The sequence below is a fragment of the Acerihabitans sp. TG2 genome, from assembly GCF_035013185.1.
Taxonomy (GTDB): domain Bacteria; phylum Pseudomonadota; class Gammaproteobacteria; order Enterobacterales; family Enterobacteriaceae; genus Acerihabitans.
Map to the genome: position 1 here is coordinate 137,773 of NZ_JAYGJO010000009.1, position 26,046 is coordinate 163,818.

General features: G+C 49.4%; 24 protein-coding genes, 4 tRNA genes and 1 pseudogene. 1 reads left to right on the top strand and 28 read right to left on the bottom strand.

The window, feature by feature from the left end; translation table 11 throughout:
- Position 1: 1 nt before the first annotated feature.
- The 10 genes and pseudogenes from icmH to SJI19_RS10590 form a co-directional block, all read right to left on the bottom strand.
- Positions 2-1,198, bottom strand: coding sequence for a type IVB secretion system protein IcmH/DotU (icmH, locus tag SJI19_RS10550; protein WP_323478216.1), 1,197 nt, complete (start codon positions 1,196-1,198; stop codon positions 2-4).
- Positions 1,195-2,550, bottom strand: coding sequence for a type VI secretion system baseplate subunit TssK (gene tssK, locus SJI19_RS10555; protein WP_323478217.1), 1,356 nt, complete (start codon positions 2,548-2,550; stop codon positions 1,195-1,197). Before tssK ends, icmH begins: the two co-directional genes overlap by 4 nt.
- Positions 2,547-3,128, bottom strand: a complete 582-nt coding sequence (gene tssJ / locus SJI19_RS10560) for a type VI secretion system lipoprotein TssJ (protein WP_323478218.1) — start codon at positions 3,126-3,128, stop codon at positions 2,547-2,549. The genes tssK and tssJ overlap by 4 nt, the downstream gene beginning before the upstream one ends.
- Positions 3,129-3,178: 50 nt before the next feature.
- A complete protein-coding gene (locus tag SJI19_RS10565) occupies positions 3,179-3,571 on the bottom strand; it encodes a DUF4150 domain-containing protein (RefSeq protein WP_323478219.1) in 393 nt (130 codons plus the stop codon).
- Positions 3,572-3,999: 428 nt separating this feature from the next.
- A complete protein-coding gene (locus SJI19_RS10570) occupies positions 4,000-4,410 on the bottom strand; it encodes a type II toxin-antitoxin system HicB family antitoxin (protein WP_323478220.1) in 411 nt (136 codons plus the stop codon).
- A gap of 79 nt (positions 4,411-4,489) precedes the next feature.
- On the bottom strand, positions 4,490-4,672 hold the full coding sequence (locus SJI19_RS10575) for a type II toxin-antitoxin system HicA family toxin (RefSeq protein WP_323478221.1): 183 nt from the start codon (positions 4,670-4,672) through the stop codon (positions 4,490-4,492).
- Positions 4,673-4,808: 136 nt separating this feature from the next.
- Entirely contained in the window at positions 4,809-5,039 is a 231-nt protein-coding gene (locus SJI19_RS10580; RefSeq protein ID WP_323478222.1) for a hypothetical protein, read from the bottom strand.
- A pseudogene (locus SJI19_RS10585) lies at positions 5,036-5,251 on the bottom strand (conjugation system SOS inhibitor PsiB family protein); the annotation flags it as partial. The pseudogene SJI19_RS10585 and the gene SJI19_RS10580, both read right to left, overlap by 4 nt.
- Positions 5,164-5,472 (bottom strand): conjugation system SOS inhibitor PsiB family protein, encoded by a 309-nt coding sequence (locus SJI19_RS24845; protein ID WP_416347529.1) that lies wholly within the window; start codon positions 5,470-5,472, stop codon positions 5,164-5,166. The gene SJI19_RS24845 and the pseudogene SJI19_RS10585, both read right to left, overlap by 88 nt.
- A 46-nt stretch (positions 5,473-5,518) precedes the next feature.
- Positions 5,519-6,037 carry a hypothetical protein gene (locus SJI19_RS10590; RefSeq protein WP_323478224.1) on the bottom strand — a complete coding sequence of 173 codons (519 nt, stop codon included), beginning with the start codon at positions 6,035-6,037 and terminating at the stop codon, positions 5,519-5,521.
- A 297-nt stretch (positions 6,038-6,334) separates the two neighbouring features.
- Between SJI19_RS10590 and SJI19_RS10595 the strand changes: the two genes are divergently transcribed.
- Positions 6,335-6,763 carry a hypothetical protein gene (locus tag SJI19_RS10595; protein ID WP_323478225.1) on the top strand — a complete coding sequence of 143 codons (429 nt, stop codon included), beginning with the start codon at positions 6,335-6,337 and terminating at the stop codon, positions 6,761-6,763.
- A gap of 246 nt (positions 6,764-7,009) precedes the next feature.
- Here the strand turns inward: SJI19_RS10595 and SJI19_RS10600 are convergent, their stop codons facing one another.
- The 18 genes from SJI19_RS10600 to rho form a co-directional block, all read right to left on the bottom strand.
- On the bottom strand, positions 7,010-7,759 hold the full coding sequence (locus tag SJI19_RS10600; RefSeq protein ID WP_323478226.1) for a hypothetical protein: 750 nt from the start codon (positions 7,757-7,759) through the stop codon (positions 7,010-7,012).
- Positions 7,760-7,803: 44 nt separating this feature from the next.
- Positions 7,804-8,847: a hypothetical protein gene (locus tag SJI19_RS10605; protein ID WP_323478227.1), complete on the bottom strand. Its 1,044-nt coding sequence runs from the start codon at positions 8,845-8,847 to the stop codon at positions 7,804-7,806.
- 24 nt (positions 8,848-8,871) lie between these two features.
- A complete protein-coding gene (locus SJI19_RS10610) occupies positions 8,872-10,248 on the bottom strand; it encodes a transposase (protein WP_323478228.1) in 1,377 nt (458 codons plus the stop codon).
- A gap of 2,096 nt (positions 10,249-12,344) precedes the next feature.
- Positions 12,345-12,421 (bottom strand) — tRNA-Pro (locus SJI19_RS10615).
- Positions 12,422-12,498: 77 nt separating this feature from the next.
- Positions 12,499-12,585, bottom strand: a tRNA-Leu gene (locus SJI19_RS10620).
- Positions 12,586-12,600: 15 nt separating this feature from the next.
- Positions 12,601-12,676 (bottom strand) — tRNA-His (locus tag SJI19_RS10625).
- Positions 12,677-12,764: 88 nt separating this feature from the next.
- A tRNA-Arg gene (locus SJI19_RS10630) sits at positions 12,765-12,841 on the bottom strand.
- A gap of 248 nt (positions 12,842-13,089) precedes the next feature.
- Positions 13,090-13,830, bottom strand: coding sequence for a lipopolysaccharide N-acetylmannosaminouronosyltransferase (wecG, locus tag SJI19_RS10635; RefSeq protein WP_323478229.1), 741 nt, complete (start codon positions 13,828-13,830; stop codon positions 13,090-13,092).
- A gap of 28 nt (positions 13,831-13,858) precedes the next feature.
- Positions 13,859-15,202 carry an ECA oligosaccharide polymerase gene (wzyE, locus tag SJI19_RS10640; RefSeq protein WP_323478230.1) on the bottom strand — a complete coding sequence of 448 codons (1,344 nt, stop codon included), beginning with the start codon at positions 15,200-15,202 and terminating at the stop codon, positions 13,859-13,861.
- Positions 15,199-16,284 (bottom strand): TDP-N-acetylfucosamine:lipid II N-acetylfucosaminyltransferase, encoded by a 1,086-nt coding sequence (locus SJI19_RS10645; RefSeq protein ID WP_323478231.1) that lies wholly within the window; start codon positions 16,282-16,284, stop codon positions 15,199-15,201. The genes wzyE and SJI19_RS10645 overlap by 4 nt, the downstream gene beginning before the upstream one ends.
- A complete protein-coding gene (wzxE, locus tag SJI19_RS10650) occupies positions 16,281-17,531 on the bottom strand; it encodes a lipid III flippase WzxE (RefSeq protein WP_323478253.1) in 1,251 nt (416 codons plus the stop codon). Before wzxE ends, SJI19_RS10645 begins: the two co-directional genes overlap by 4 nt.
- Before the next feature lies 1 nt (position 17,532).
- A complete protein-coding gene (rffA, locus tag SJI19_RS10655; protein ID WP_323478232.1) occupies positions 17,533-18,675 on the bottom strand; it encodes a dTDP-4-amino-4,6-dideoxygalactose transaminase in 1,143 nt (380 codons plus the stop codon).
- Positions 18,676-18,679: 4 nt separating this feature from the next.
- Positions 18,680-19,411, bottom strand: a complete 732-nt coding sequence (gene rffC / locus SJI19_RS10660) for a dTDP-4-amino-4,6-dideoxy-D-galactose acyltransferase (protein WP_323478233.1) — start codon at positions 19,409-19,411, stop codon at positions 18,680-18,682.
- Between the two features lie 75 nt (positions 19,412-19,486).
- Positions 19,487-20,749: a UDP-N-acetyl-D-mannosamine dehydrogenase gene (gene wecC / locus SJI19_RS10665; RefSeq protein ID WP_323478234.1), complete on the bottom strand. Its 1,263-nt coding sequence runs from the start codon at positions 20,747-20,749 to the stop codon at positions 19,487-19,489.
- Complete coding sequence (gene wecB / locus SJI19_RS10670; RefSeq protein ID WP_323478235.1) at positions 20,746-21,876, bottom strand: non-hydrolyzing UDP-N-acetylglucosamine 2-epimerase; 1,131 nt, start codon at positions 21,874-21,876, stop codon at positions 20,746-20,748. Before wecB ends, wecC begins: the two co-directional genes overlap by 4 nt.
- A 103-nt stretch (positions 21,877-21,979) precedes the next feature.
- Positions 21,980-23,014, bottom strand: coding sequence for an ECA polysaccharide chain length modulation protein (gene wzzE, locus SJI19_RS10675; RefSeq protein WP_323478236.1), 1,035 nt, complete (start codon positions 23,012-23,014; stop codon positions 21,980-21,982).
- Positions 23,011-24,120, bottom strand: coding sequence for a UDP-N-acetylglucosamine--undecaprenyl-phosphate N-acetylglucosaminephosphotransferase (wecA, locus tag SJI19_RS10680; RefSeq protein ID WP_323478237.1), 1,110 nt, complete (start codon positions 24,118-24,120; stop codon positions 23,011-23,013). The genes wzzE and wecA overlap by 4 nt, the downstream gene beginning before the upstream one ends.
- 277 nt (positions 24,121-24,397) lie before the next feature.
- Positions 24,398-25,657: a transcription termination factor Rho gene (rho, locus tag SJI19_RS10685; RefSeq protein ID WP_323478238.1), complete on the bottom strand. Its 1,260-nt coding sequence runs from the start codon at positions 25,655-25,657 to the stop codon at positions 24,398-24,400.
- Between the last annotated feature and the right edge of the window lie 389 nt (positions 25,658-26,046).

Below are 26,046 nucleotides of genomic sequence, written 5' to 3' on the forward strand. Positions count from 1 at the left end.
TTCATGGCGTAACCAGATCGGTGGGATGCATACTGAACACAATGTCAATTCGCCGGTTAATTGCGCGATTTTTTACCGTGTCATTTGGCACTAGCGGGGGTGAACCCAAGGCGCTCTCGGTGATTATCCGCTGTGGATGAATCAGTTCCTGGCGCAACAACCTGGCAACGCTTTCGGCCCGCGCCAACGCCAGCGCGTGATTGGAGGGAAAATCGGCGGTTGCGATCTTTTGATCATCACTATGCCCACGCACCATAATAGTGCCGTTGGTCAGTGACAATTGGCGGCTAATACGCCGTAAAATCGGATAATAGTGGGCCTCTAACCGTGCCGAGGCCGAACGAAAAAGGTCGCCGCCCCTAAGCGTGATCGTCACGTGATGACCTACCGCGTTGACCGCAATACGTTGTTCGGCGATCTCCGACTCCACGGTGTATAACAGCTTGGGCAAGGAAAAGTCATCCGCCGCCGGCAGGGCCCTGGGCAACGGCAGACTGAAGATACGCTTGGTCACCCGATTGGCGGTATTGCCCAACCGGGCATCCAGCCCAATGTACAAAGAACACAGTGAGATTGAGCAGACCAATGACCACACCAACAGGGCATTACGTCGGCGGGGCCGTCGTTTGATCGCCACCGGCTCGGCCAGCGGCTCGCCTAATGGCTGTGGATAATCACCGCGTAACCGGCGGATTTGCTGCGCCAGGCGTTGGGTGACGATTGCCAGTCGATAAATCCCATTTTCCATCACCCGATAACGTCCACCGAATCCCAGCAATAAACAAAAATAGATCAACTCCAGCAGATCAATATGCCGCTCCGGTTGCAGCAATAAGGTCTCCATCAATTGAAAAAATTGCTCACCGCCGCCTGATTCATTGTGAAAGGTCACCAACAGCCCATTGCCGGTCCAGATACTGCCTTTACCCCATTCGGTTAACGCTGCGGCCTCATCCAAGGACGTGCACAAACAATATCGCGCCCCCTCGATGGTTTTATCCGCCAGTCCCAAGCCCTGGCAAATTTTCTCAAAGCGTCGCACTTCATTGATCATTTTTTGGCGCAACGCCACCGGGTCTTCCGGCGCGGGCGCATAGCGAAAATGCGAAATGGCGTTGAGCAGCGGATAGGCCGCCATCAACAAGGCATTATTGGGTCCACCGGCACCGAGTGGGCTGGACGGTTCAAGACGGTTCATGTGCCCACGCTGCCCAAGTTGGATTGGCGTCTTACCGCCCAAAAAGAGAGGTTCAACGGGGCAAATTCGCCGGTGAGGTAAATGGCAAATGAACCGGTTTTAAGTAATTGTTGCCATAAAACACCGCCGCTCTCTACTGCGAAATAACTGCACCCTTCCTGAAAAGGCAGTTGGCGCGGCGCCTGCGTGAGACGAAGCAAGGGAATGCCCGGTAATTGCAGTTGCACCAGATCGCCAATTCGACACGCCGGCGCAATTTTTATTTGCGCCAGAAAACTGGCCAACTGCGACTCGGACTTGAGCTCAGCCGCCACCACTAAAATGAAATCAAACCGCTCAAGCATGTCGCGGTCCGGCAACGTGGTCACCTGCAATCCCGGCATTTGTTTCGTCAGGGATAACGCAATGGCATTTTCTTCAAATACGATAAATAAACCTTGGCGCAGTGTCGCCATCAGCCCCTCGAAGCATTGGCCAATATCGCGATGATCATAACGGGGTATATCGCCCTCAAAGTTATGGGGCGAGCGATATACCGCCAGTTCGAGCGCGAAAGGCAGCCATTCAGCAAACAACCGCTCGGGATGCACCCGCGGCAACGTCAGTTGATGATCGACTGTCGCGCTGAACCGGTGAATCAGCGCCAATAGCATCAGCTCAGAGGCCGCCATATCCCTGATTTCTTCCCGCCGGGGCACATAACGGCCGAGTTGCTGGCGGCGTTGGCGCAACAAACCCGCCAATTCCTGCACATATCCTTGCAGCGATGGGTTGGCACGACTGTCCAACAGGGGGGGAACATAACGGCTATCAAGCAACACACAACCATCACGGTCTTTTTCCAGCACCCGCAACGCGCCCATGGCAACCCATTCGCCATTGAGTTCATTTTCCGCCATGAGCCTCAGACGTAGTTTGCCGCACTGTACTTTTGCCCGACCAATAGACAAGGCGTTAGCATCACTGACGTCTTTCTCGAAAGCCACATGACGTGCCAGGGAACCGGGCGCCTCGCTAAAAATCACAGACTCACGTCCAGCGCGCTTAACCGGCAGCGCCAACACAATAACCGACATGCCGTGATCGGTGCGGATATCCAACGGCGCCGGCGCCTCAAGCGCATCCGTAAAATCAAACGCCGTACCATCGGGTAAAATGCCGCAGGCGTGTTCCAGAGCGACTTTACCCAACGCCAGCAAATTTTCGTCCACCTTCAGGGACCAAAATCCCCACAAAAAGCTCCCTTGCCGGATGCTCCAGGCATACGCTTCCTGATACTCTTGCGCCTGTTGAAAATGATGGGGGCGCAAAAACATGCCCTCACTCCACAGTACCTTATGTGCATTTTTCACGAGCGACTCCCCTGCCGTTCCGCACGGATCGACGGTTCACCGTGACCGTCCTGTACGGAGGGTCGTTGAAAACCGCCGGGGGTCACCTGGATGGTCCAAATCATGTCGGGATCGGCACTCGCCCACAACGCGCGCCAAACCGAAGAGGCCTTGGCCGGTGGCACCGGCAATAATAGCCGCCACGCTTTATCTTCCATCTGTTTATATTCGGCAAAGATCCCCAGATAACGGGCATCGGCAGCAGGATCCAGTATCATTATTTTCTTATCTTCATCCGGGCTGATAAATAATTCATCCTTACCTAATAATTGATCATCCAGCGCTTTATCCACGTCACTTTGCAGGGTGAAATATTCTTCAGCCATAAACCGCGACTTGCTGCTTAATTGCACTACCGTGATTTTTAATGGCGACCCTCTATTAATAATCTGGCCAGAGGTTTCGAACACCAGGGTATTATTCGTCAGCGGCTTCGGGTCTTTGGTGGCACAGCTTGAAATAAGCATAACGGCCATCAGGACAGCGTATTGATAGCGATCAAACAGCGAATGACGGCGCGACAGAGCTGAAAGGAGCATAAAAAATCCTGTTATAGTATTTAGCGCGAGAGGATGCCACCGACTGAGAGTTATATGCCGAGCATCATGACTTTCAGCTGACTGGGAATTAACCGCATTCCCACCATATTGGTATTGTTTTGCAAACTCAGGCTGGTTACGCGGGTGGCGGGGGACCCTTTTATCAGCGTGGTGAAAGCGCCAATTAAGTGGCGGGACGTGCCCATCACGGTTCCCGACATGACGCCCAGGTTAACGCCAGCATTGTCGCCGAAACTCGAATAGGTCAGCGTTGACAGGTTATGCGCCGGCAGGCCTGAAAATAGAACCTTATAGGTATGAGGCGTCGCCATACAGCCCAGGGCCATATTAGGATAAGGAACCGGTACCGGCGCCGGGATGGGCGTCAGGCAGACGTCGGGAAACGCCAAATCCATACCGAATAATTGACAGTTCGCAAACATTTCTCAGTTTCCAGCAATTGGGTAAATCCAGGCTACTTTCATTAGCGACAAACTACCAAACTAAACGGAAAAACCACTACGGCGTTTACCTGATTTTATACTCAACCAATACGCATCAATTCACTCACCTGTTGCACTCTTTATGTTAATCCAGCAGCTCGTCACGGATAAACTGAATTTCATATAAAATCCTCCAGAGGGCATCCCCTCGGAGATCATCCAGAGTGCGCGCGACCAGGCATGGAAAACGTTCACACCACGCCATTATGGGGTTCGATGGCCAATGGAACGAAAACGTACGCTAAGCATTTAAATAAATAATTATTTAACATGCAGCCTTGAAGGCTTGCTATTTCGTGGAACGAAAAAGCCCGCACAGGGCGGGCTATTCGAGTCATCAATGGATTTTTAAGGGTTAGTCTACTCACTTACTGCGAGTGCTTTGCCAGTTCGCGTCTTGCCAGCTCTGCTAGAAAGCCGCTACGGCTGTGATATTCCCGATGTTCGTTTACGAAATCATCAATCCTTGCCAGTAAGAACTGCGGCAACGTGATATTTAACTTGGTTGCGCGTCCGTCATACTTGGTTAAATCGATATCAACATAAGCCCAAGAACCGCCTGTACAATCTTCATCGTCTATATGTGCGGCAATGGTTTTAGCTTCAGCAGGGGCGTTGCCCTTTTCGCTCATGTATACAAAATAGGTATCTAACGCGTTTGCAGCGTCAGTAATAGCATCGTCGATTGTGTCACCGGCAAAGTAACATCCTACTACGTCAGGCACAAAACCGGAGAACGTCCCGTCATTGGCTTGATGTAAATATATTGGATATTTCATAGGCTAAGCACCTTATCTTTTGGCTTTGTAATCTCTTATCTCTCTTAAAAGCGGCCATTGCGACCGCGTCATGTACTTCTTACTTTAACCCGGCTTGCTTTAGTAACTTGTGTAGCGTTCCGGTCGCCATATCTTTGCGCGGATGCGGAATGACTAACGGAAAAGGCTCACCTTCTTTTTCAAAAACGTGATGAGAACCGGTTGTTCTCTCGTACACCCATCCGATCGCTTTGACTTTCTTGATTAGTTCATCGCTTGACATTGCCCCCCCATTGATTGACTGAGGACATTATATCCGAATTTATACCCACCATCAACACCAATAACCACGGTGGGTATAAAACCTTTTTAGCCTGACTGCGTGACGTTGTCGCAAGGGGCATCTATCGGGGTGCAGTTCAGAAGGCCGCGGTTTTACGGCACACCGGATAATTACTGGCAATCAGCCTGATATCATTGGCCTTAATTTGCGAGCGACCCTCATTAAGCACGCGGAAAAAGGCTTTTGCGAAGGGGAATTGAGCCACGATTTTTCCTTGCTCTTTCTTTTGCTCGACAAGTACCATGGCATGTATCACCGCCTGCTGGTACAAATTGACGGGCACGACTGCATGGTGATTCGGGATCATAACGCACCCGCCTTGCTGATCGCGGTTATCAGCTCTGCCGCCGTAATGCCAATGAGATTAAACGCTGCCAACTCAGTCAATACCGAATTGATCCGCTTAGGCTCAAAACGTTCAAATTGGCGGACTATTCGTATCCGACGACACCCCCCGGCCAGCAGAATGACTGTCCAGGTTGGGGCAATTTCCCCAGGACTGCATACGCACACCACAAACTCCGCATCATCGTTATCACTGTCGGATTAAACCGGCATTGAACAGGAAACAGGCCACCAAATTCGCCCCTATATTCGGCGTTTACGTTCCAGCCTGCGGGAATAGTCAGGTGGCCTAAAACAACATTGCTCAGCGCGTGCCGAAAATCTTCGCCGCCCTCGCGAACGCGTTCAAACTCGCAGGGGGACATCGACATCAGGTGATTAAGTGTAAAGTTCATAATTGAAGTCTCCGATGAGCCGCCCCACAGGGCGGCTCCCTATGGGTTATGCGGCGTCAGCCGAAGATGGATAGTCAGTGGTATTCTCGATTGCCTCGATGCCGGGCTGTGGTTCGATGCGGGTCATGCATACAGGGATCCAACCAGACCCCTCAAGCACCGACTCGGCAAATTCGGCGGTATCTTTGCGTTTCATCTTTTCTGCATCTCGGGCTTTGCCGGACTGGCCTGCGCTTTCAAGTTCGCCAACGAGCTGGTCTTTGCTGATGCGGCTGAAATAATTGGCAGCGGTCGGATGCCACCACTCATGGATATCAAAATTTAACGCGGCCTCTACCGGTTCAAGTGATGAATTTGTTAAATAAAAAACATCATTTAAACCTTTCTCTTGCCAAATCTTGGTTTCAATCCCACACTTATTATCTGCTACATTGCATATGCTAATGTATTGTTCACTGTCATTTTTCACAGCAACTAATGTAATTGGTTTTATTGCACTGATATTCTCATCTGCCATCGAAGGTAAGGTGGTAACCGTTAGAAGGATAATAATAGTTTTTTTCATTATGTTTTTCCTCATGTAAATATACTTCTCTGGAAGATATTTTTTCATTGCCCATTGCGGTGGAAAGCCTGAAGCTGGTATCGTTGGCCCTGATTCAACTGTTGCTAATGCTTGTTTTGTATACCCATTTCAGGCAACTATTTCATGGTGTGGTAACTGCGAAATGTACCGCAGTTGATCCACCGGCCAAATCACCCACATATTGCACTTTTTATGTTAATCCAGCTTTACATAACATAAATTTATTTACAGACTAGCAATTATCAATATGTCCCCTTATCTTACAATAGAGCGATCATGAAAAGGACTGCTATATTTACTGCCTCATTACTTCTTCAGCTTGCTGTGTTTCACGTTAGCGCCAACGAAAAAAACGGACCACTTTTTTACTGCACCACGGATGATGGCGATACTGTTTCAGTTGTAGAAAATGGAGACAAGTTAGAACTGAAAGTGAATAATGACTCATATTTGTCCAATGAAAGCATTAAGCAACTGAAACTAGATTACATAAAACAAACAAATAAAGACAGTGAATATAAAGTTATTAATTTTCACTCTAAAACGACTGAAATATATGTCGGGACCAGTCGTGGTACACCAACGCAAGATCTACCCAATAGCAATGCTAGTATTTCTGAAAAGAACGACAGAAAAACCACATACTATCCTTGTACCCTCGGAGATGAAGAAAATAATTTCGATTTATGGAAAAAAAGGGGCTAACCCCTTTGTCAAAGGCTCTTATTAAAGTTTGGCAATTCTGCTATTTATAACAGCAATGGTTTTGTCGTCATTCTTGCGTCGATAGAGCGTAAGCGCTCTCCGGTATGCCTTGAGCGCTTCAGTCTTATCCTTACAGCTGCATTATTCTTTGCTTAGCGGATCATGATACCTGCCCCAACTATAGGCATAAAAAATGCAAAACGGATCCTTTAGCGTTAGGCGTTATACGCTTTTTTTGAACCGGAGCTATTCGCTAGAATGTGGTTGCGATTGGAATGGATATGCAACGTTTTCATCTACTGTTACACTAGTCGAAGACTTGTCGGTAAATGCAGGCCAATTATATGATTTTGTAGTGAACTTCCAGGAATAATATTTTTTACCATCGTCAATGAATTTCAGATTTAAGATGCTCCAGTTTTCATCATGACAATGCGATGTTTTGGCGTAATCGGCTTCAGAAAAACACGCTCTTATCATCTCTTTTGATGAAAAAGGAATATTTTTAAATACTGTCTCATATGAACCATCATTATTGATCATCACAAAATCAGCATATTCTTCCTCACGACCACCACCCGAATATGATGTTGCCCACTTCGAAACCAAAGCAACAGCTTGCTTTGATTTACTTAATGGATATAAAGCCGGATATATATATAATCCTTCTTTATTTAATTCCTCATCAGGACTAGTCGATTTGTTTTTTTCATCGAAGCGCCACAGACCCTCGTTGACATAAGCTCCATTATTATTTTTTATTTTTATAAGTTCAAGTGATGAATTTGTTAAATAAAAAACATCATTTAAACCTTTATCTTGCCAAATCTTGGTTTCAATCCCACACTTATTATCTGCTGCATTGCATATTCTAACGTATTGTGTACTGTCTTTTTTCACAGCAACTAATGCAATTGATTTTATTGCACTGATATTCTCATTTGCCATCGAAGGTAAGGTGGTAACCGTTAGAAGGAGAATAATAGTTTTTTTCATTATGTTTTTCCTCATATAAATATACTTAATTTGGAATTATTCTTTTATTGCCCATTGAGATGATCTATTTTCTCTTTTATATCAATCACTTTCCCTGACTCGCCGCGTCGTTGATAAAGGGTGATAGATCTTTGGTAAGCGGTGATTGCTTTCATTTTATTCTTATCCGTCCCATTTTCTCGCCTCAACGGATCATGATATCGGCCCCAACTATAGGCATATCCTCGGTAGTTATAAATCTCACTATCTTCAAATAAAAAACCCGTTTCCTTTTTTAGTACATTAAGATGCGCCGTTTTAAGTGTGGCTACCGCTATATCGAAACATTCAACCCTGTCATTATACCCATTAAAACCACCATTAATAAGCGCGGTAACCATGTTAAAGTCATCATTTTTAGCAAACTTAATCACGTTTTTATTTACACAGTAAAACCAGAATGCTGATTTCACACAATGCGGATATTGAGCTATTTTATTTCTCGCAACTTCTCCAGATTCGAAATCTTCGCCAATATATTCACCATATTTTTTGTATACATCCTGCCATGTAAGTTGAATTAACCCGCGTCCATACCACGGAGCATAAGGTTTATTCCTTCCACCAATTTCAGTTGTTCGTCTCAGGCCCATGCTTTCATGGCAACACTGTGCCAGAAAATGTGCTTTTTGGCGGCAGGTTGTCATTCCAAACTCCCGGAATCCTTCATTAAAGGCAGGTAAATACTGCTCCAGTGTGGCCTTGTTCGCATTCGGTGCTATTGCGCCAAGCTCTTCGAGCGTGATATCCCGGTTACAGGCACACCCGGACTTTGAGTTGAGCATCTCGAGAAATTCAAGAGGATGAAAATGCCATACGGATTGATTTTCTGTGAACGGCGGAACCTTATCCATCCAGCGGGTGGCTTCCATAAACACCGCATTCGCCTTTTGTATGGGATCCCAGTTCTTTTTGTCAAAAAACGTTGACCAGCGCGGATCTTTATCATGGCAGTGCCAGTCACTATCATGTTTTACCACCAGACGTCGCGTCAGTTCAGGGACCCCCATTGGTGACAGGTGCAATGCCGCAAACAACCGTTTTCTCAAGTGAACTACCCGCCCCTAAAGGGGCTAGGCTTCTAAGAGCAGATGTGTACCACCCTTATCTTTTTTGACGGTTGACCGACTGCGTGCAGGGCTTTTGGCCTTACGCGTCTTACTTCCGGTTATCTGCCGTCCAGTGGTTAACTCATTATCGTTAACCAACCCCGTTCCAGGGTTGAGAATAAATGCTATTCCTCGCTTCTTAATAACATATGCCGCATTGCGATCAGCATGATCAGTATGTCCACATGACGCGCAGATAAACGCACTTTGCGTTTTCCGGTTGTCCGGGTGAGTGTATCCACATAGGGAACACTCCTGACTTGTGTAAGCAGCAGAAATACGGAAACAGGCTTTACCTTCGGCTTTCGCTTTATATTTCGTAAAGGCTTCTATACGATGCCAGCCAACATTAAGAATAGCTTTATTAAGGCCAGATTTTGCCTTGGCATGATTCGGCAGGTAATGCCCGGACTCGTCCTGTTTTGGCTTTGCCTTTTTGGTCATACGCTGGGTTTGCAGCGCCTCGAAGATAATCACGCTGGCACTGTTAACCAGCTTACGGCTGGTCTGGTGCGAAAAATCAGCACGGACATTGCCCTGTTTCGCATAGTAACAGGACAGGCGATATTTTGTTTTATTGCGCCGGTTACTGCCCTTCACCTGACGTGTCATTCTGCGCTGTAGGCGCTTAATGTATCGCGCTGATTGGGTAAGCTGTTTCTTTTGTTCGGCGCTGTGATCAAAACGCAGATCTCCGGCCTGTACTGGAATGCTAACACCACGGTCTACGCCGAGCGTATTTTCTTCTAGCCATTCGCGGGAACTGCCAGCCAGCATAGCCAGATTATCCGCATAACCTGCCCCTTCTGGCTTACCATTCTCATAACAGAAAGACACAAAATATTGTCCACGCTCCTTACGAATATACAACGAATTAGGCAGGTTAAACCGCCCGTGCGCCTTAAATGAAAGGTAGCCAATATTGTTGGTCTTTGAGCCGATAAACAGACGTATGTTGCCATCTGCGCAGGTATCGAACCGGAATAATTCGCGGGTTAGGTGCATACTGGCGCGATCTGTTTTCGGATGGTGTTTTGGCCTACCACAAATTCCTTTCATGAATTTTTGATAGGTCTGATACCAGTTAACAGCAGCATTACGCAGGATTTGAGACGGGCATCCTGACAACCACGGTGTTAACTCCGCGTCTTTAAATTGTGCTGCAGTCTGGTCTACGGGCGCGTATGCCCCTATCGGGTAGTATTTACGGGCAAACGTCCGGTAATACCGTTCCTCATCGCATTTAGCATTCCATATAAAACGTGCACAGCCCATCCACTGACTCAGCACCTGCTTTTGTGCTTCAGTAGGATGGGCGCGAAGTTTGATACCCGTTAACATGGTTTTGATGCCTTTTCGATGGCTAGCTTTACAACACCTGTGGCAAGAATTGTTAGCACCCGCTTGACCTCTCCCTAAAGAGGGAGGGTTGCGCGGGCATTTTGTTCAATGATCTCAGACTAAGAGAATTATTATTCTATGTTATTTGGTTTAAAATTAAGGGTTAAAATTCAGCATAAAAACAGTGAACTTAATATTAATTAAAATCGGGTTAATATCTTCATTCAGCATAATAAGGTAGGCTGAATGTAAAAATAGCCTACCCTGGATATGACTTTTCGCATCATTGGTTATCGACGTTGTGTCCAGGACGGTCCCATCGGCAGTTGGCCAATATTATGGCCGCTGTTACCTACGTGGGAGGGATTCATAGGAACATTAGGCATCCGAACATTGACTGGGCCATGATCGACCAAACGCAATGCCACATTTTGGACGGCAGCGCCTCCCGCGCTAACAATTGCCCCTGGAAGTCCAGCGGCTTTCGCGCCCGCACCGGCCCCAATCGCCATATCACGCGTGACAGAACAGACTAATTGCTTATTCTCAGACCCACTTGTACATCTAAACATAGATTAATTCCTTTTCTTAATGAAACGGTATATTAATAATATAATTATTGCACTGATCATGGTAATAAAAGAGGAGTAAAAAAAACTAATCACCTCTGCCTGAGTGATATTATCAAAAGTGAAGCCTCTTTCACAGAGATAAACATAAATATTGGAAAGAAATGGACCTAATAATATTGTATAGTATGCTTGCTTAGTTGATTTTTTTATTATTAATGCTATAAATAAAAATGTTAGTACATATGTTATAGGAGTAAAAATATTAAATTCCATGATTCACCACGCATATAATCCAAGACTAACAATATTCTATCATGATTGACCAAGAAAATGTAATTGACGTTTTTATCAATAGATCTGTTACACAACTGCGCCATATTCATGTTTTTTTTAAAAAAAAGCATTCTAATAAAAAAACGATTAATTTATAAGATGAATATTATAAGAAGCAGCCAAATCATTGGGAACAGTCGAGTTGGATAAAAATAATGACATTTGAAAACAAGCACCATTATGTCTTGTAGAAGATACGTCGTCCCTAATTGAGATCATCATTATTACTAACCTTGATTACTGACCTTACATGATAAAAACACAAAAAAGCCCCAAAAAATAGGTTAAATCACACTGCACTTACCATGCAATCTTAATAAAAAGCGGGTTAATGTCTTCATTCGGCCTAACAAGGTAGGCTGAATGTAAAAATAGCCTACCCTGGATATGACTTTTCGCATCATTGGTTATCGACGTTGTGTCCAGGAGGGTCCCATCGGCAGTTGGCCAATATTATGGCCGCTGTTACAGCTAAACATAGATTAATTCATTTTTTTAATAAAACGATAAATGAAGAATATAATTATTGCACTGAACATGGTAATAAAAGAGGAGTGAAAAAAACTAATCACCTCATCCTGAGTAATATTATTCAAAGTGAAGCCTCTTTCCCACAAATAAATATAGATATTTGACAAAAATGGACCAAATATTAATAAATAAAATGCTTTATTTGTTGTTCCGGCTTTCGTAATATCGAAAAACAAAGCTAACAATACATATGATAATGGAGTACCTATATTAAATTCCATAATTCACCACGCGATATAATCCAAGGCTAACAATATTCTACCATGACTAAGCAGAAGGATATAATTTACGTTTTTAACAATAGACCAGTTACACGACTGCACTCTATCCATGTTGGCTTAAATAAAATCAATAGTACTCAACAGAGATTGTATCCGCCAATAAAATAAGCGGTGCGCACATTGACTTCCCTCCAGATACGAAAAAACCGGCTCGCTGGCCGGTTTCTTCACCCCAACGGCCAGTGAACTTAATCGCTGCGTTCGTGGTTGAGTTGTAGCGTATATATTACCTATGGTAGAGGAATACGTAAACCCTATACGATAAGTATAAAAGGAGGGACTGTGGACAATAAAAAAAGCAGCACGTCATGATAACGTGCTGCTTTTTTTATTTTACTGATCCTGTCCGAACATCAATGGACAAAACCATTGGGGAATGTGGTCGGCGAGAGAGGATTCGAACCTCCGACCCACTGGTCCCAAACCAGTTGCGCTACCAAGCTGCGCTACTCGCCGTTTACTGCTTCACTCTTTAATACACAGCCTTGTGATGCCGCGCTTTTGTAACCTGACTACTTTTACACATGTGGTTGTGGTGCGAAGAGAGGGACTTGAACCCTCACGTCCGTTAAGACACTAACACCTGAAGCTAGCGCGTCTACCAATTCCGCCACCTTCGCATCGCCACTAAATATTGGGGTGACTGATGGGGCTCGAACCCACGACAACTGGAATCACAATCCAGGGCTCTACCAACTGAGCTACAATCACCACTACTGGTACTACTTACCGCAACGCGGCCAACATGTTAATACGCATACTAACACGCTTTTGCCACGGCACTTGCGCACAAACTTAATGGTGCGCCCGACAGGATTCGAACCTGAGACCTCTGCCTCCGGAGGGCAGCGCTCTATCCAGCTGAGCTACGGGCGCTTAGCGCCGTTGCGGGTGGGGATAGTACGGAATCGCGGCCTCACTGTCTAGTGCTTTTTCATACTTTTGATGGGTTTGATGACCCTTTGCTCATTTCCTGCGCGCTTAGCGCGTTTTTTCCGCTGTCTAACCCTTCCACCGCGTTATTTTCCCCTATCCCCGTCATCTTTCAAGCTGCAGGTGTGTTGTCTGCGTTCGCTCACTCGCAGCACTTGACTGAGTAAGCTCATCGGGTTTCTCTTTTGCCACTATAAACGGCCGCTAAGGTAATAACCGACAAAACGTAGCAACTTAAGTTGACGACGCAGGCGGCTGGGTTGGCTACATAGGCGGTATAACCACTCCAGGCCCATGCGCTGCCACACCTTAGGCGCTCGTTTCACTTGGCCAGTAAAAACGTCGTAGGTGCCGCCTATGCCCATATAAAGCGCATCAGGATAGCTGGCACGGCAATCAAACATGAATTTTTCCTGTTTGGGCGATCCCATACCCACGGTCACGATAGCCGCACCGCTCGATCTGATTCTGGAAAACACCGCATCCTGATCCGCCGGGCTAAAAAAACCGTCCTGCAGTCCAACCAGGTTGACATTCCATTTCGCGCGCAGCAGCGCCGCGGTCTGCTCCAGGATAACCGACCTACCGCCAATTAAAAACACCGGCGTCCCTTCCTGGCCGGCGCGCGCCATGATCCCTTCCCATAAATCCGCACCGGCGATACGTGAAATCGCGGCACTAGGATATTTGCGGCGAATAGAACGCACAATGCTGATGCCGTCGGCATATTTATATTCAGCGGCATTGAGCATGCTCGCCAGCAGGGCGTCCCGCTCTGCGGTGAGAACTTTCTCCGCATTAATCGCCACCAGACAGCCGGTTTTAATACTCGAACCGCCAAACAGGTAATCGACAAACTGCCGTTGGTCGAGAAAACCCCAAATAGCCAAGCCGCGAATACTATAGTGTGGAATTGCGTCTACGTTATCCATTTATTATCCTTTCAGAGGCCAAGGCAACTTACAACACCCCTGTCGACTCAGGCGGGCGGCGGGGCCGGATCAAACCCACGCGGTCGAAGATTAAATACAGCAATTTGGCCAACAACAGGCAAAGGCCAAATACCAGGCCGAAAAACACCACCCGCGAAACAAATGCATCTACCCCTTCGCGGGCCAATACAATGAGATTAAAGATGGCGCCAAAACAAAACGCCTGTAGCACCGCAGAGCGATAGCGATTTGTCGCCCTTTTGCCCTGCTCATACAGCGTATCGAACCCTTTGAGGATCAACCCTACCACCACCGCCCCCAGCGGGATAAACGTCACGCCGCCCATGACCACCAGTGAACCGATTAAGGTGGGCGAAATCGCCAGGCCGGAATGGTTATCCAGCACTGACCAAGTGAAATAATTAGCCGTATTGAGTACCAGATGAGGCCGGTCAGGCCACACCCAGGCAGGGATAAACACATAAAAATCGCGCACTATCGGCGCCAAACCCTGAAAATCGATTTTATCGTAGTGTTGTAATAATAGCGCCAGGTTTTCCCAAGGTGAAAACGTATCGCGAGTGAGATACAAAAAGGTGTAAAACGCCTCCTCACCGCTGACGTCCAGGCCGTAGCGCTTTAACGCCAGCCAGAACATGCCCGCCACGGCCACCAAACCCGCACCGACAAGCATCCACAAGCTCACCCAGCCGCGTTGAATACCGATAAACAAAAACAGGGCAAACGCGATGATAATATTGGCCCGCGTTCCACCCACCACCATATAGGTGAAAATGCCAAAAACCACGGTAGTGCATAGGAACAATAACCAACTGCGCCGGGTAGGATTAAGGAAATAAATAATCAGCATAGCCGGAATAAAAAAATAGAAAAAACGCTTAAGGGCGACGTCCGAGACGTCTTTGGAAAAAATCTGGCTGTAAGACTGTAGACGGAAAAGTAAAAAACCATTGTGCAAAAAGAAAATGCCTACCGTGCCAATAGCGGTTAATGCCAGCAGTATCCAAGTCAGATTGGTCTCTACCCGGTTTACGTTAAGTATAGGCTGGCGTGACGGCCTCGCCTGGGCAAACCAGCGAAGTTTATAGCTGACGTAGTAGATGGCGTAAAATGCGGTGGCGGCCAACAGCGCCTCCATCAAGAATTCAACCGGCACAACCTCGACGTCGAAACGGAATACCAACACACAGGTCAAGGGAAAACCGAAATAAAAAGTTAATAAATACAACAGTGAAAACAATACGTTGAAACTGAATTTCGTTCGCCGCAGTTCCCGATAGGTCAGGGTCAGCACCAAAAGCAGTGACAGCAGGTATACCACGACCATTGCGCCGAACTGGGCCAGAGTCATAAGGCGGTTCCCGCAGCCACAGCCAGCGCCCGCCGCCATCCCACCAGATAATTGGGGTAAAAGAAGGCAATCTGTTTTTTATCCACGCCGGCCAGTTGTCTGCGCGCCTCGGCCACCACCGCCCGATCCAGCTCATCGCCATCAAACAATACCGGTAACTGCTGTCCAGCTAAATCCTGCCAGAAAGGATTCTGCCGGCTCAGCACAAAAGGAATGCCGAACTGAATCAACAAGCAGAGCGTGCCAATCCCTTGCTGGCGGTTAAACAGAAAATAGCCCAGATCGCACCGGCGCAGTATCGCCAGGTAATCCTCAAACGCCACCGGTTCGGTTAACAGCTCCAGGCGTTCAGGGGCAAAATAGCGTTCGCCCGCGGCACGCACCCGAGCAATATAGTCCGCATTGTGGGCAGGATACCCTAAGGGCACAATCACCTGCACCTCTGCGCCAAATTGCCGGTGAATGGCTTGCAGTGCCTCTATATGGCGATTAGTGGTATCCCCGGAATTGCCGATCAGCACGGTAAAGGTGCCACCCGCCGCCGACACCGGCCGTGCAAAACACAGATCCGGGTCCATGCGGGTCGGAAAATACAACGGCGAAACGGGCACCTCAGGATGACGTCGACGATAGATGTCGAGATCGCCCAGAGTAGCGAATACGTGCCCGATACGGCCTTGCGCCCGACGACGCAGCAGGTAAAACAGCCTATGCCGCCAGTTGCGGGACGCTTCATAAAGATCGGCGCCCCAGATATGCCAACTCACCCGGGCAGGGGCAATTTTACCCATTAACAGGGCTATCCAGAGTCCCGGATTAAACTGTCCGTGCAAAAAAAACTGTGCGCTCGGCTCGCCCGCAGCCCGCGCAATAACCGCCCTGGCCAAGCTACGCTTATCGGCAAAGGTATCGATGGTGAGGTGCGCAAAATGAGGGAATGAGGCAGGGTCAGCACTTACCAACATAAACTGACCAACCACTTGGGCAGGAAGGTCTGCGGCCAGCTGGTCATTAAAAAAACGCAGCACCGTCAGATTATGGTGAGGTATGTCCGAGCCGAGTACATGAATTAATTGGGTCATTTTTTCCTGCAATAAAGAATAAACACGCCACCGCAAAGCACAAAATAGGTTACATAGGTTGCCATATACGCCTGGGTCGCGCCAAGCGCGCCATGAAGCGGGATCAACCAATGGGAAAACCCGGTCAGTAGCAAAAACTGGCTGATTTCCGTTAACAGATAAAAGCGCAGCGACGCTTTGGCAATCACCAGATAGCCAAAAACGTAAGCACCCACTTTCAATACATCCCCTACCAACTGCCAGGCGAACAAATCACGCATCGGCTCAAACGCGGTGGAAAACAGCAAACGGATGGCCACATCCCTGAGTAACCACAACACCACACTTACCGTGGTGACGGCCGGCAGCACAAACAGCAACGCGCGGCCAATTTCCTGACTCAGTGCGTGCTTGTTCGTCAACCGCGACAGGGTGGGCAACAGATAAACGGTAAATGAGGCGGTAATAAACTGCAAATAGGCGTCGGAGATACTGCTCACCCCTTGCCACATGCCGACTTCGTTCCAGCTGAATCGTTGCGCCAATAGATTTCGCATCATGATATAGGCGACAGGCAGGGTGAACGAGGTCATCAGTGCCATCAGGGTGAATTTTCCGAGCTGGGTGGCCATCACCCGATCCCAGGCCGGCCGAAAATCACCCAGGCGCACTTGCCGACGCCGCAGGAGGATAAGCGTTGCCGGAATGACCGTAATGGCCGGAACCACGGCTAGGCCCACCAGCGCACCAGCGTACCCCCCCCATCGGTAACAAAGAAAAAATACGCCGGCGCCCAAGACGCTGCCAAGGCTCACGGCCAGCGCGTTGCCCGCCGCATCGCGAAACCCCTTGAGGATGGACAGCATCAGATTGGCGCAGGCAATGCCCAATTGGATAAACGCCACCGCCCGCACGACGTTGCGATAGCCATCATGACCAAACAGTACCTGGCTGATAGGTCCGGCCGCCAACAGAAAGACTATCGCCAGCAGGAGAGAAAACCCCAACGCCATAGCGGAACCGGTGCCCAACACGGCACGCAGTCGCGCCTGTTGCCCTTGATACTGCGCAACATACTTGGTGATGCCGTTGAAAATTCCCGCACCCGATAACACCCCAAGCACAGTCACCAACTGACGGAAATTACCCGCCTGACCCACACCAGCCGGTCCAAACACCACCGCGATCAATTTCACCAGCAGCAGTCCGACGCCGATCTTTACCAGCGTTGAACCGGCGGTCCAAAGCGTTGCCCTTGCCAGCGACATATCAGTCGGAACTGCGGCTGAAAAACCGGTTAATGGCGTCAATCACCTGATATTGCTGCGCGTCGGATAAATTATAGAACAAAGGCAACCGCACCAAGCGCTCGCTTTCCCGAGTGGTAAACCGATCCTCGCCGTTAAAACGGCCAAAGCGCAATCCTGCCGGGCTATCATGCAGTGGAATATAGTGGAATACCGTCAGAATATCCGCTGCTTTCATATGCGTGATAAACGCCGAGCGTTCAGTAAAATCCCGTAGTTTGAGATAAAACATATGACCATTTTGTACACAGCCTTCGGCCACCGTCGGCAGCTCGATACGGCCCGCGTCAGCCAACGGTTGCAACTGCTCGCGATAGCGGCCCCACAGGCTAAGCCGGCGTCGGTTGATAGCCTCGGCAGCCTCCAGTTGTCCCCACAGATAAGCGGCCTGTAAATCGGCCATCAGGTAGCTGGAGCCAATGTCGCGCCAGGTATACTTATCCGCCTGGCCACGAAAAAACTGACTGCGATTGGTGCCTTTTTCACGAATGATTTCCGCGCGGTCAATCAGGGCAGGATCGTTGATCATGGTGGCGCCACCTTCGCCGCCGGCGGTGTAATTTTTGGTTTCATGAAAACTATAGCAGCCGATATGTCCGATGGTGCCTAGCGGTTTACCACGGTATTGCGCCATCACACCCTGGGCGGCGTCTTCAATCACCGCTAAGCCATAGCGCTGCGCCAGAGCCATAATGGTATCCATCTCGCAGGCAATGCCAGCGTAATGAACCGGCACGATCGCCCGGGTTTTATCCGTGATCGCCGCTTCGATCAGTTGCTCGTCCATATTCATGGTGTCGGGACGGATATCCACAAATACAATGATCGCGCCGCGCAGCACAAACGCATTGGCGGTGGAAACAAAGGTATAGCTCGGCATGATGACTTCATCGCCAGGCTTGATATCCAGCAGGATCGCTGCCATCTCAAGCGACGCGGTACCCGACGGGGTCAGCAGTGCCCGCGGGCTGCCGAAACGCTGCTCTAACCAGCTCTGGCAGCGCCGGGTAAAATCGCCATCACCGCACAGTTTGCCGCTACCGAGCGCTGAGCGCATAAAATCCAGTTCGGTACCCACTACCGGTGGCGCGTTAAAAGGAATCATATATTCACCTGTAAAACCAATAGGCAGTGCTGTCAATAGTGGCACCGCACGCAATATAAAGCCTTAATGCGGCTATGTTGCCAATCTGAGTGGCAACCCGCAGGCGCGTTTTGTTATTCTCTAGACACCAGCGGTGCGCGGCGTAAAACAATGCCCGCCCCACACCACGCCCGGCCAAGCCTGGCTGCACCGCCAGCAGTCCGATCCGCGCCTGGTCCAGGTCACTGGTACGCAGTGTCACCATCCCCTGAATAGCACCCACCGGGCCAATGACCAGACAGACATCATCAAAGGTGCCCTGAACCGCCTTTTCCGCCCACAAGGCGTAAAAACGCCGGCAATCCGCCTCAGGATACCAAGGTTCACGAAACCGGCTGAGGGTAAACGCCGACGATGCCAGTTGCCTTAGTGCGGCGACATCCCCCATGCCAGCCACCCGAGGCGCATCATCACGGTTCACTGCAGGCAAGGATAATAGATCAGCGGCGTGACTCTCGACATGTGCCACGGAGCAACTGCAATCAATCTCCCCCTCCGCCAAGCGAAAACCCAACACCGTAAGCGCATCCATGACCGGCGCCGCATCGGCCGGCACTTTAGCCTGAACCACGTGGTAGGCGATGAAATCAGCGCTGGTTAATGATTTTGCCGTGGGTTCGAAGCACAACTTAGCGCTGGCAATGCCAAAAAACTCACTTTCCCAGCCCAGCGGTTCAACGTTGGCACGCAAGGACATGATATCCACCTCGCAAATGTTGGCCAATGCCGGTAAAAATCGATACCGGCATGGTGTTAAGCGGCGACGGCAAGCCTAGCGCCACACCCCTTTGGTGTCGACGATCCAGCGCTGGGTAACCGTACTGGGTTGGCGTGCCTTGAAGGGACTGTGATCCACCAACATGACCAGCACATCGGCGCACTGCAATGCGCTATCAAGTCCGGTTAACGTAGCGAGCCCCGCCAGTGATGGGGGCAACTGGTCCACGTAAGGCTCGACAACCTGCGTTTCTCCTGGATGCCATTGGGCAATCCGCCGAGTGATGGAAACCGCCGGACTCTCCCGCAGGTCATCGATGTCCGGTTTAAACGCCAAACCGAAACAGGCGATGATCACCTCGCTGGCACGTTTGCCACTCGTTACCAGGCAATCCGCCACCACCGCTTTAACCCGATCCATGACCCATTCGGGTTTAGCATCGTTGACCAACCGGGCGGTATGAATCAACCGTGCATGTTGGGGGTTTTGCGCGACGATAAACCACGGGTCTACGGCGATACAGTGTCCACCCACCCCCGGTCCAGGCTGCAGAATATTGACCCGGGGATGTCGGTTGGCCAAACGAATCAGCTCCCAAACATTAATACCTTGATCGGCACAAATCACCGACAGTTCGTTAGCGAAGGCAATATTCACATCGCGAAAACTGTTTTCCGTCAGTTTGCACATCTCCGCAGTACGGGCATTAGTGACCACACACTCCCCTTTGAGGAAGATACGGTAAAGCTCACTGGCGCGAGCGGAACACCGAGCGGTCATGCCGCCGATAATCCGATCGTTGTTAATCAATTCCATCATCACCTTGCCCGGCAATACGCGCTCTGGGCAGTAGGCAATATTGATATCGGCGTGTTCCCCCGCCGTCTGCGGAAAACTGAGATCCTGGCGTGCACTGGCCAACCACTGCGCCATCTGTTCAGTGGTCCCCACCGGAGAGGTCGACTCCAGAATGACTAAATCACCTTTTTTTAATACCGGTGCCAGCGAAAGTGCGGCGGCCCGCACATAGGTCAAATCGGGTTCATGCTCCTTGCAGAAGGGTGTGGGTACTGCTATCAGAAAAGCATCGGCGGCCACCGGTTCACTCACGGCGCACAGATAACCCTCATCAACCGCCCGCTTGACCACCTCATCCAAATCCGGTTCGACAATATGAATGTGGCCACGGTTGATGGTATTCACCGCCTGTTGGTTCACATCTACACCCACCACCTGCTTGTGACGCGAAGCAAACGCCGCCGCGGTTGGCAGACCGATGTAGCCCAATCCGATAACGGAGATTGTGTCGAAACTCATACTTTCACCTGATTATTTTTTAAGGCTTCGATAATTCTTTGACATGCCTGGCCGTCGCCATAAGGGTTTTGTGCCTGACTCATAGCCTGGTATTCATCGGTATCGGTCAGTAACCTGGATACCGCTGCTTGAATGGTTTTCGGATCGGTACCTACCAGCAACACGGCCCCCGTCGCCACCGCCTCCGGACGTTCGGTGGTATCACGCATCACCAGCACCGGTTTTCCTAGCGAAGGGGCTTCCTCCTGAATACCACCGGAGTCAGTGAGAATCAGAAAGGCTCGATGCATAAGATAGACAAACGGCAGGTAATCTTGCGGATCGATAAGCTTGATATTGGGGATACCGCGTAAGATGCGGTTAACCGGTTCACTGACGTTGGGATTAAGATGAACCGGATAAACCACCTGCACATCGGGATGCTGGCGGGCAATATTCGCCAAGGCGCTGCAGATACGTTCAAACCCGTCACCAAAACTCTCCCGCCGATGGCCAGTGACAAGAATCATCTTTTTTTGTGCATCAAGGTAATCGTAGCGTTGTTCAAGCGAGCCGCGCAACTTTGCGTTGTTCAACACGCGATCGCGTACCCAAAATAACGCATCAATGACGCTATTGCCGGTCACAAAAATCCGCTCTGGTGCCAAACCTTCGCGCAGCAGGTTCTGGCGCGCATTTTCGGTAGGCGCAAAATGATACATCGCCAGATGACCCGTGAGTTTTCGATTGGCTTCTTCAGGCCAAGGGGAGTACAGATTACCCGTGCGTAATCCTGCTTCAACATGCCCTACCGGGATCTGCTGATAGAATGCCGCCAGGCTGGCGGATAGGGTCGTGGTGGTATCGCCATGAACCAGCACCACATCGGGACAAAACGACGCCAATACCGGTTTCATACCGATAAGAATCCGGCTGGTGATTTCCGTCAGTCCTTGATCAGGGCGCATGATGTTCAAATCGTAATCGGGCACGATGTCGAATAACCGCAAAACCTGATCTAGCATTTCCCGATGTTGCGCCGTGACGCAAATCCGGGTTTCAAATGCAGGATCTTGGCCAAGAGCCAGTATGAGCGGTGCCATTTTTATGGCTTCCGGCCTGGTGCCGAAAACGATCAACACTTTCACAGCAATTCCCTTCCGTCTCAAGTAAGCCAAAGGCTTGGCTGATTTACGTTCTGCTGCATAGCGAACGGCATATCCATCCGAATGGTGCTACTGTTAAACGGTGTCATCTGCGCCGGGCCAACGCAATACCGGCTCCCACCAATCCCCCCATGGCACCCCATAAAATAAGCAGAAATACCCGGCGAGGCTTGTCGCGTTTTACTGGCGCTTCGGGTGTTCTTAAATAACGGTAAGTCTGGAAACTGTGTTGTAAACTTGGCCCCACATTCAGCGTGGCCAACATAGCCCGATTCTGCTCGTACTCCACATCAAAATCAGGGCCCGCGGCCTCTAATGCCGCCAGCCGTGCCTGTAACAACGGCTCACCAAGCAAAAATAATCCTGACGAGGGCAATTGCTCCGCCGGCAGGTTAGTTTGACTATGGCTGATGCCCCGCTGCTTGGCAATATCCATCGCCTGCCGTAGCGCGTTTTGATCACGTTGATAAACCGCATTGGCCACCGCCATTTGGCGTTTGACCTGAGCTTTCAGGGAAATGGTGCGCGCGGCCCAAGCGCCGGTTATATCTTCATTCAGATTGTTGTCCGCACGCTGATTGGCGAACACCACATAGCTACGCAACAGTTGGTTGGCGTCCTGCGCCGTTTCAGCCACCAACTGGATCTGATCCGGCAGTTTTTTGGCATCATCGCGTGAGCTGAACTTGATGTCGGCGATCAGTTCCTCTAGCAGCACCGCATCGGCATGAGCATCACCTTCTTTGCGCGAGATGTAGTATTCGCTGGTTTGCCAAAACTCCCGCCGCGTGTCATAAGCGGCCAGTTGGCGAATAAATTCCTGATAGGCCTCATCCCCAATGGACGGCATATCCGAAGTGGGCAACGCGGTATTTTTTATATCCAGGTTATGCAGGAACTGCTGTTGCGAAAAGTAGCTGCCCAGTAGATTTACCGTGGGCTTATCGGTGATCGCCGTGGCGGTCCACTCTTGCTTAACCACAAAGGAATAGGCCAGCGCAATCAGGGCAAAAAACAGCGCCATGCCGATGATCCACAGCTTACCCCGCCAAAAAGCGCCCAAAAGCCCCTTGAGATCGAGCTCATTATCCAGCCCGGATGGTTGGGAATCTGCCGTCATTTGTGCCCCGCGTTACGGTGAATGGGTAAATTTTTATTGCCGAACCGCCGCTTGGTTCGTTTCACAAACCGCGCTACCCGCCAGGCACATTTAAGAACGTAGCCGTAGAGTAAGAACACCACGATGAACAACGCCAGCATTACCGAATCAGGCCAAACAAACCATCGCTCGCCCGCTACGCCGAATGCCGCCAGCAAGGCAGCGGTAACAGTAATAATAACAAAGGCTTGTCGAGGACTAAAGCCAGCGCGCATGATCAGATGATGGATGTGTTGACGGTCGGGAGAGAAGGGGCTCATGCCTTTACGCATACGGCGGTACATGATGGCAATCATATCCATCAAAGGGATAGCGATGATCCACAAACCGGTAACCGGGTTCATCGGATGACCATTGCCTTGGGTACTTTGCAGGATAATCCAGATAATGCTAAAGCCGATCATGGTGCTGCCAGCATCACCCATGAACACTTTATAGTGCCGGCCAAACAGGCCAAGATTAAGCAGAATGTAGGGCAAAATGGCGGCAATCATGGCAAAACACCACAAACCCAGGCTGGGGTTGTGATCCAGACACATCAATATGCCCATGGCGCCTAGAGAAACGCAGGATAAACCGCCCAGTAAGCCATCAATGCCGTCAACCATGTTAAACGCATTGATTGCCGCCCAGACAGCAAACAGGGTTATCGGATAACCAAACGGACCGAGTACCATTTCCCAAGGACCAAATATAAAGCCCAGGCTGTTGATGTACAAACCACCGAAATACATCATCGCAATAGCGACCAGGGCTTGGATCCCGGCCCGCAACTTAACGCTGATATCGAAGCGATCGTCCAACGCCCCCGTCAGCACCAGGATCCCGGAGCACAGCAAATACAGCCCGATATGGGGCACAAAGTGATCGGTGTAAACGAAGGTGAAGCAGATCCCCGCGTAGATGGAGATACCGCCCACCAACGGAATCTGACCTTGGTGACGTTTACGATAATTGGGTTTATCCACCAAGCCTATTTTCTTGGCAACTTTTCGGGAGAGGAACAAAAAGACCATCGAAAATAAAAAAATGGCAATAAAATCAGTACTCATATTGAGTAAGTTCACAATAGAAAGTTCTCTGCATCCATCAGGCTGTTTGACGCGTTAAAGTCGTAAACGCATCTCACTTTCCGCATCAATCGTCACTGGATTTCGTGACACTGAAAATACTGGCTTTGTCACCGGTTCGGACCACCCGAATCTCCGTCAGGTGAATTGAAGCAAAAAGACTGTTTTCGGCCAATCCTCTATTTCCAAGGCAAAGCCAAGAATATCTGACTATCGTAGCATCAGAAACAAAAAACGCCACGTCTTGACGTGGCGTTACCCGAGTTTTTGTCGATTAAGAGCGTTTCATCATATCGAAAAACTCGTCGTTAGTTTTAGTCATTGCCAATTTGTTCATCAAGAATTCCATCGCGTCGGTTTCACCCATCGGATGGATGATCTTACGCAGGATCCACATTTTCTGCAGTTCTTCCTGGGTGGTCAGCAACTCTTCCTTACGGGTACCTGAGCGATTGTAGTCAATAGCCGGGAATACGCGTTTCTCAGCGATTTTACGCGAGAGGTGCAGTTCCATATTGCCGGTACCTTTGAATTCCTCGTAAATAACCTCATCCATCTTTGAACCGGTGTCAACTAACGCAGTGGCGATAATGGTCAGGCTGCCGCCCTCTTCCATATTACGTGCCGCGCCGAAGAAACGTTTCGGACGATGGAGGGCATTGGCGTCCACACCACCGGTCAATACTTTACCGGAAGCCGGAACCACGGTGTTGTAAGCACGGGCCAAACGGGTAATGGAGTCCAACAAGATGATCACATCTTTTTTATGTTCGACCAGCCGTTTTGCTTTCTCGATCACCATTTCGGCAACCTGCACATGCCTAGATGCCGGCTCATCGAAGGTGGACGCGATCACTTCGCCTTTTACCAGGCGCTGCATTTCGGTCACTTCTTCAGGGCGTTCATCGATCAGCAACACCATCAAAACGCAGTCGGGATGATTATAGGCGATGCTCTGCGCGATATTTTGCAGCAGCATGGTCTTACCAGCCTTCGGCGGCGCCACGATCAAGCCGCGCTGGCCGCGGCCGATGGGGGCGGCCAGATCCAATACCCGTGCGGTCAAATCTTCCGTCGAACCATTACCACGTTCCATACGCAACCGAGAGTTGGCATGCAGCGGGGTTAAGTTTTCAAACAGAATTTTGTTACGGGCATTCTCAGGCTTGTCATAGTTAACTTCGTTAACTTTCAATAGCGCAAAGTAGCGTTCACCTTCTTTAGGCGGACGGATCTTACCGGCGATGGTATCCCCGGTGCGGAGATTGAAACGACGGATTTGGCTGGGGGAAACATAAATATCATCGGGACCGGCGAGGTACGAACTGTCCCCAGAGCGGAGAAAACCGAATCCATCCTGTAAAATTTCCAACACGCCATCGCCAAAGATATCCTCACCACTTTTGGCATGCTGCTTTAAAATGGCGAAGATAATATCCTGCTTGCGCATACGGGCCAGATTTTCCAGCCCCATACTTTCGCCGAGAGTAACTAGCTCAGAAACCGGCGTATTTTTTAATTCGGTAAGGTTCATAATGGTGGGTTCTTAAACTCGGGGTAAATCTCGAACTATTTTTGTGAATGGGTATGGCAGCGTATAATCGTGCCTGTCTAACGGCATTTAATCCCAGTACATCCCGTTTGGGCTGATGATGATGAACAGCTAATCATGCAAAATGAATACAAGAAGACTGAAGATTGAGAGCGCCTAAAAACGGATCAATTCAAATCCAGATTGCCTGAACACTTTGCTTGATCACGTTAGTTCTTTTCTGCAACGGGACTCGGGCAAAGAGCAAAGCTCAGATTCAAACTACAGGTAAGATCTAAATGCAGTGGATCTAAACTTAGCATGGTTCTTGGCGGGCGTCTAGCGGTCAATACGAGAAAAAATACCGAACCGCCAGAGCCCAGCAGGGATAA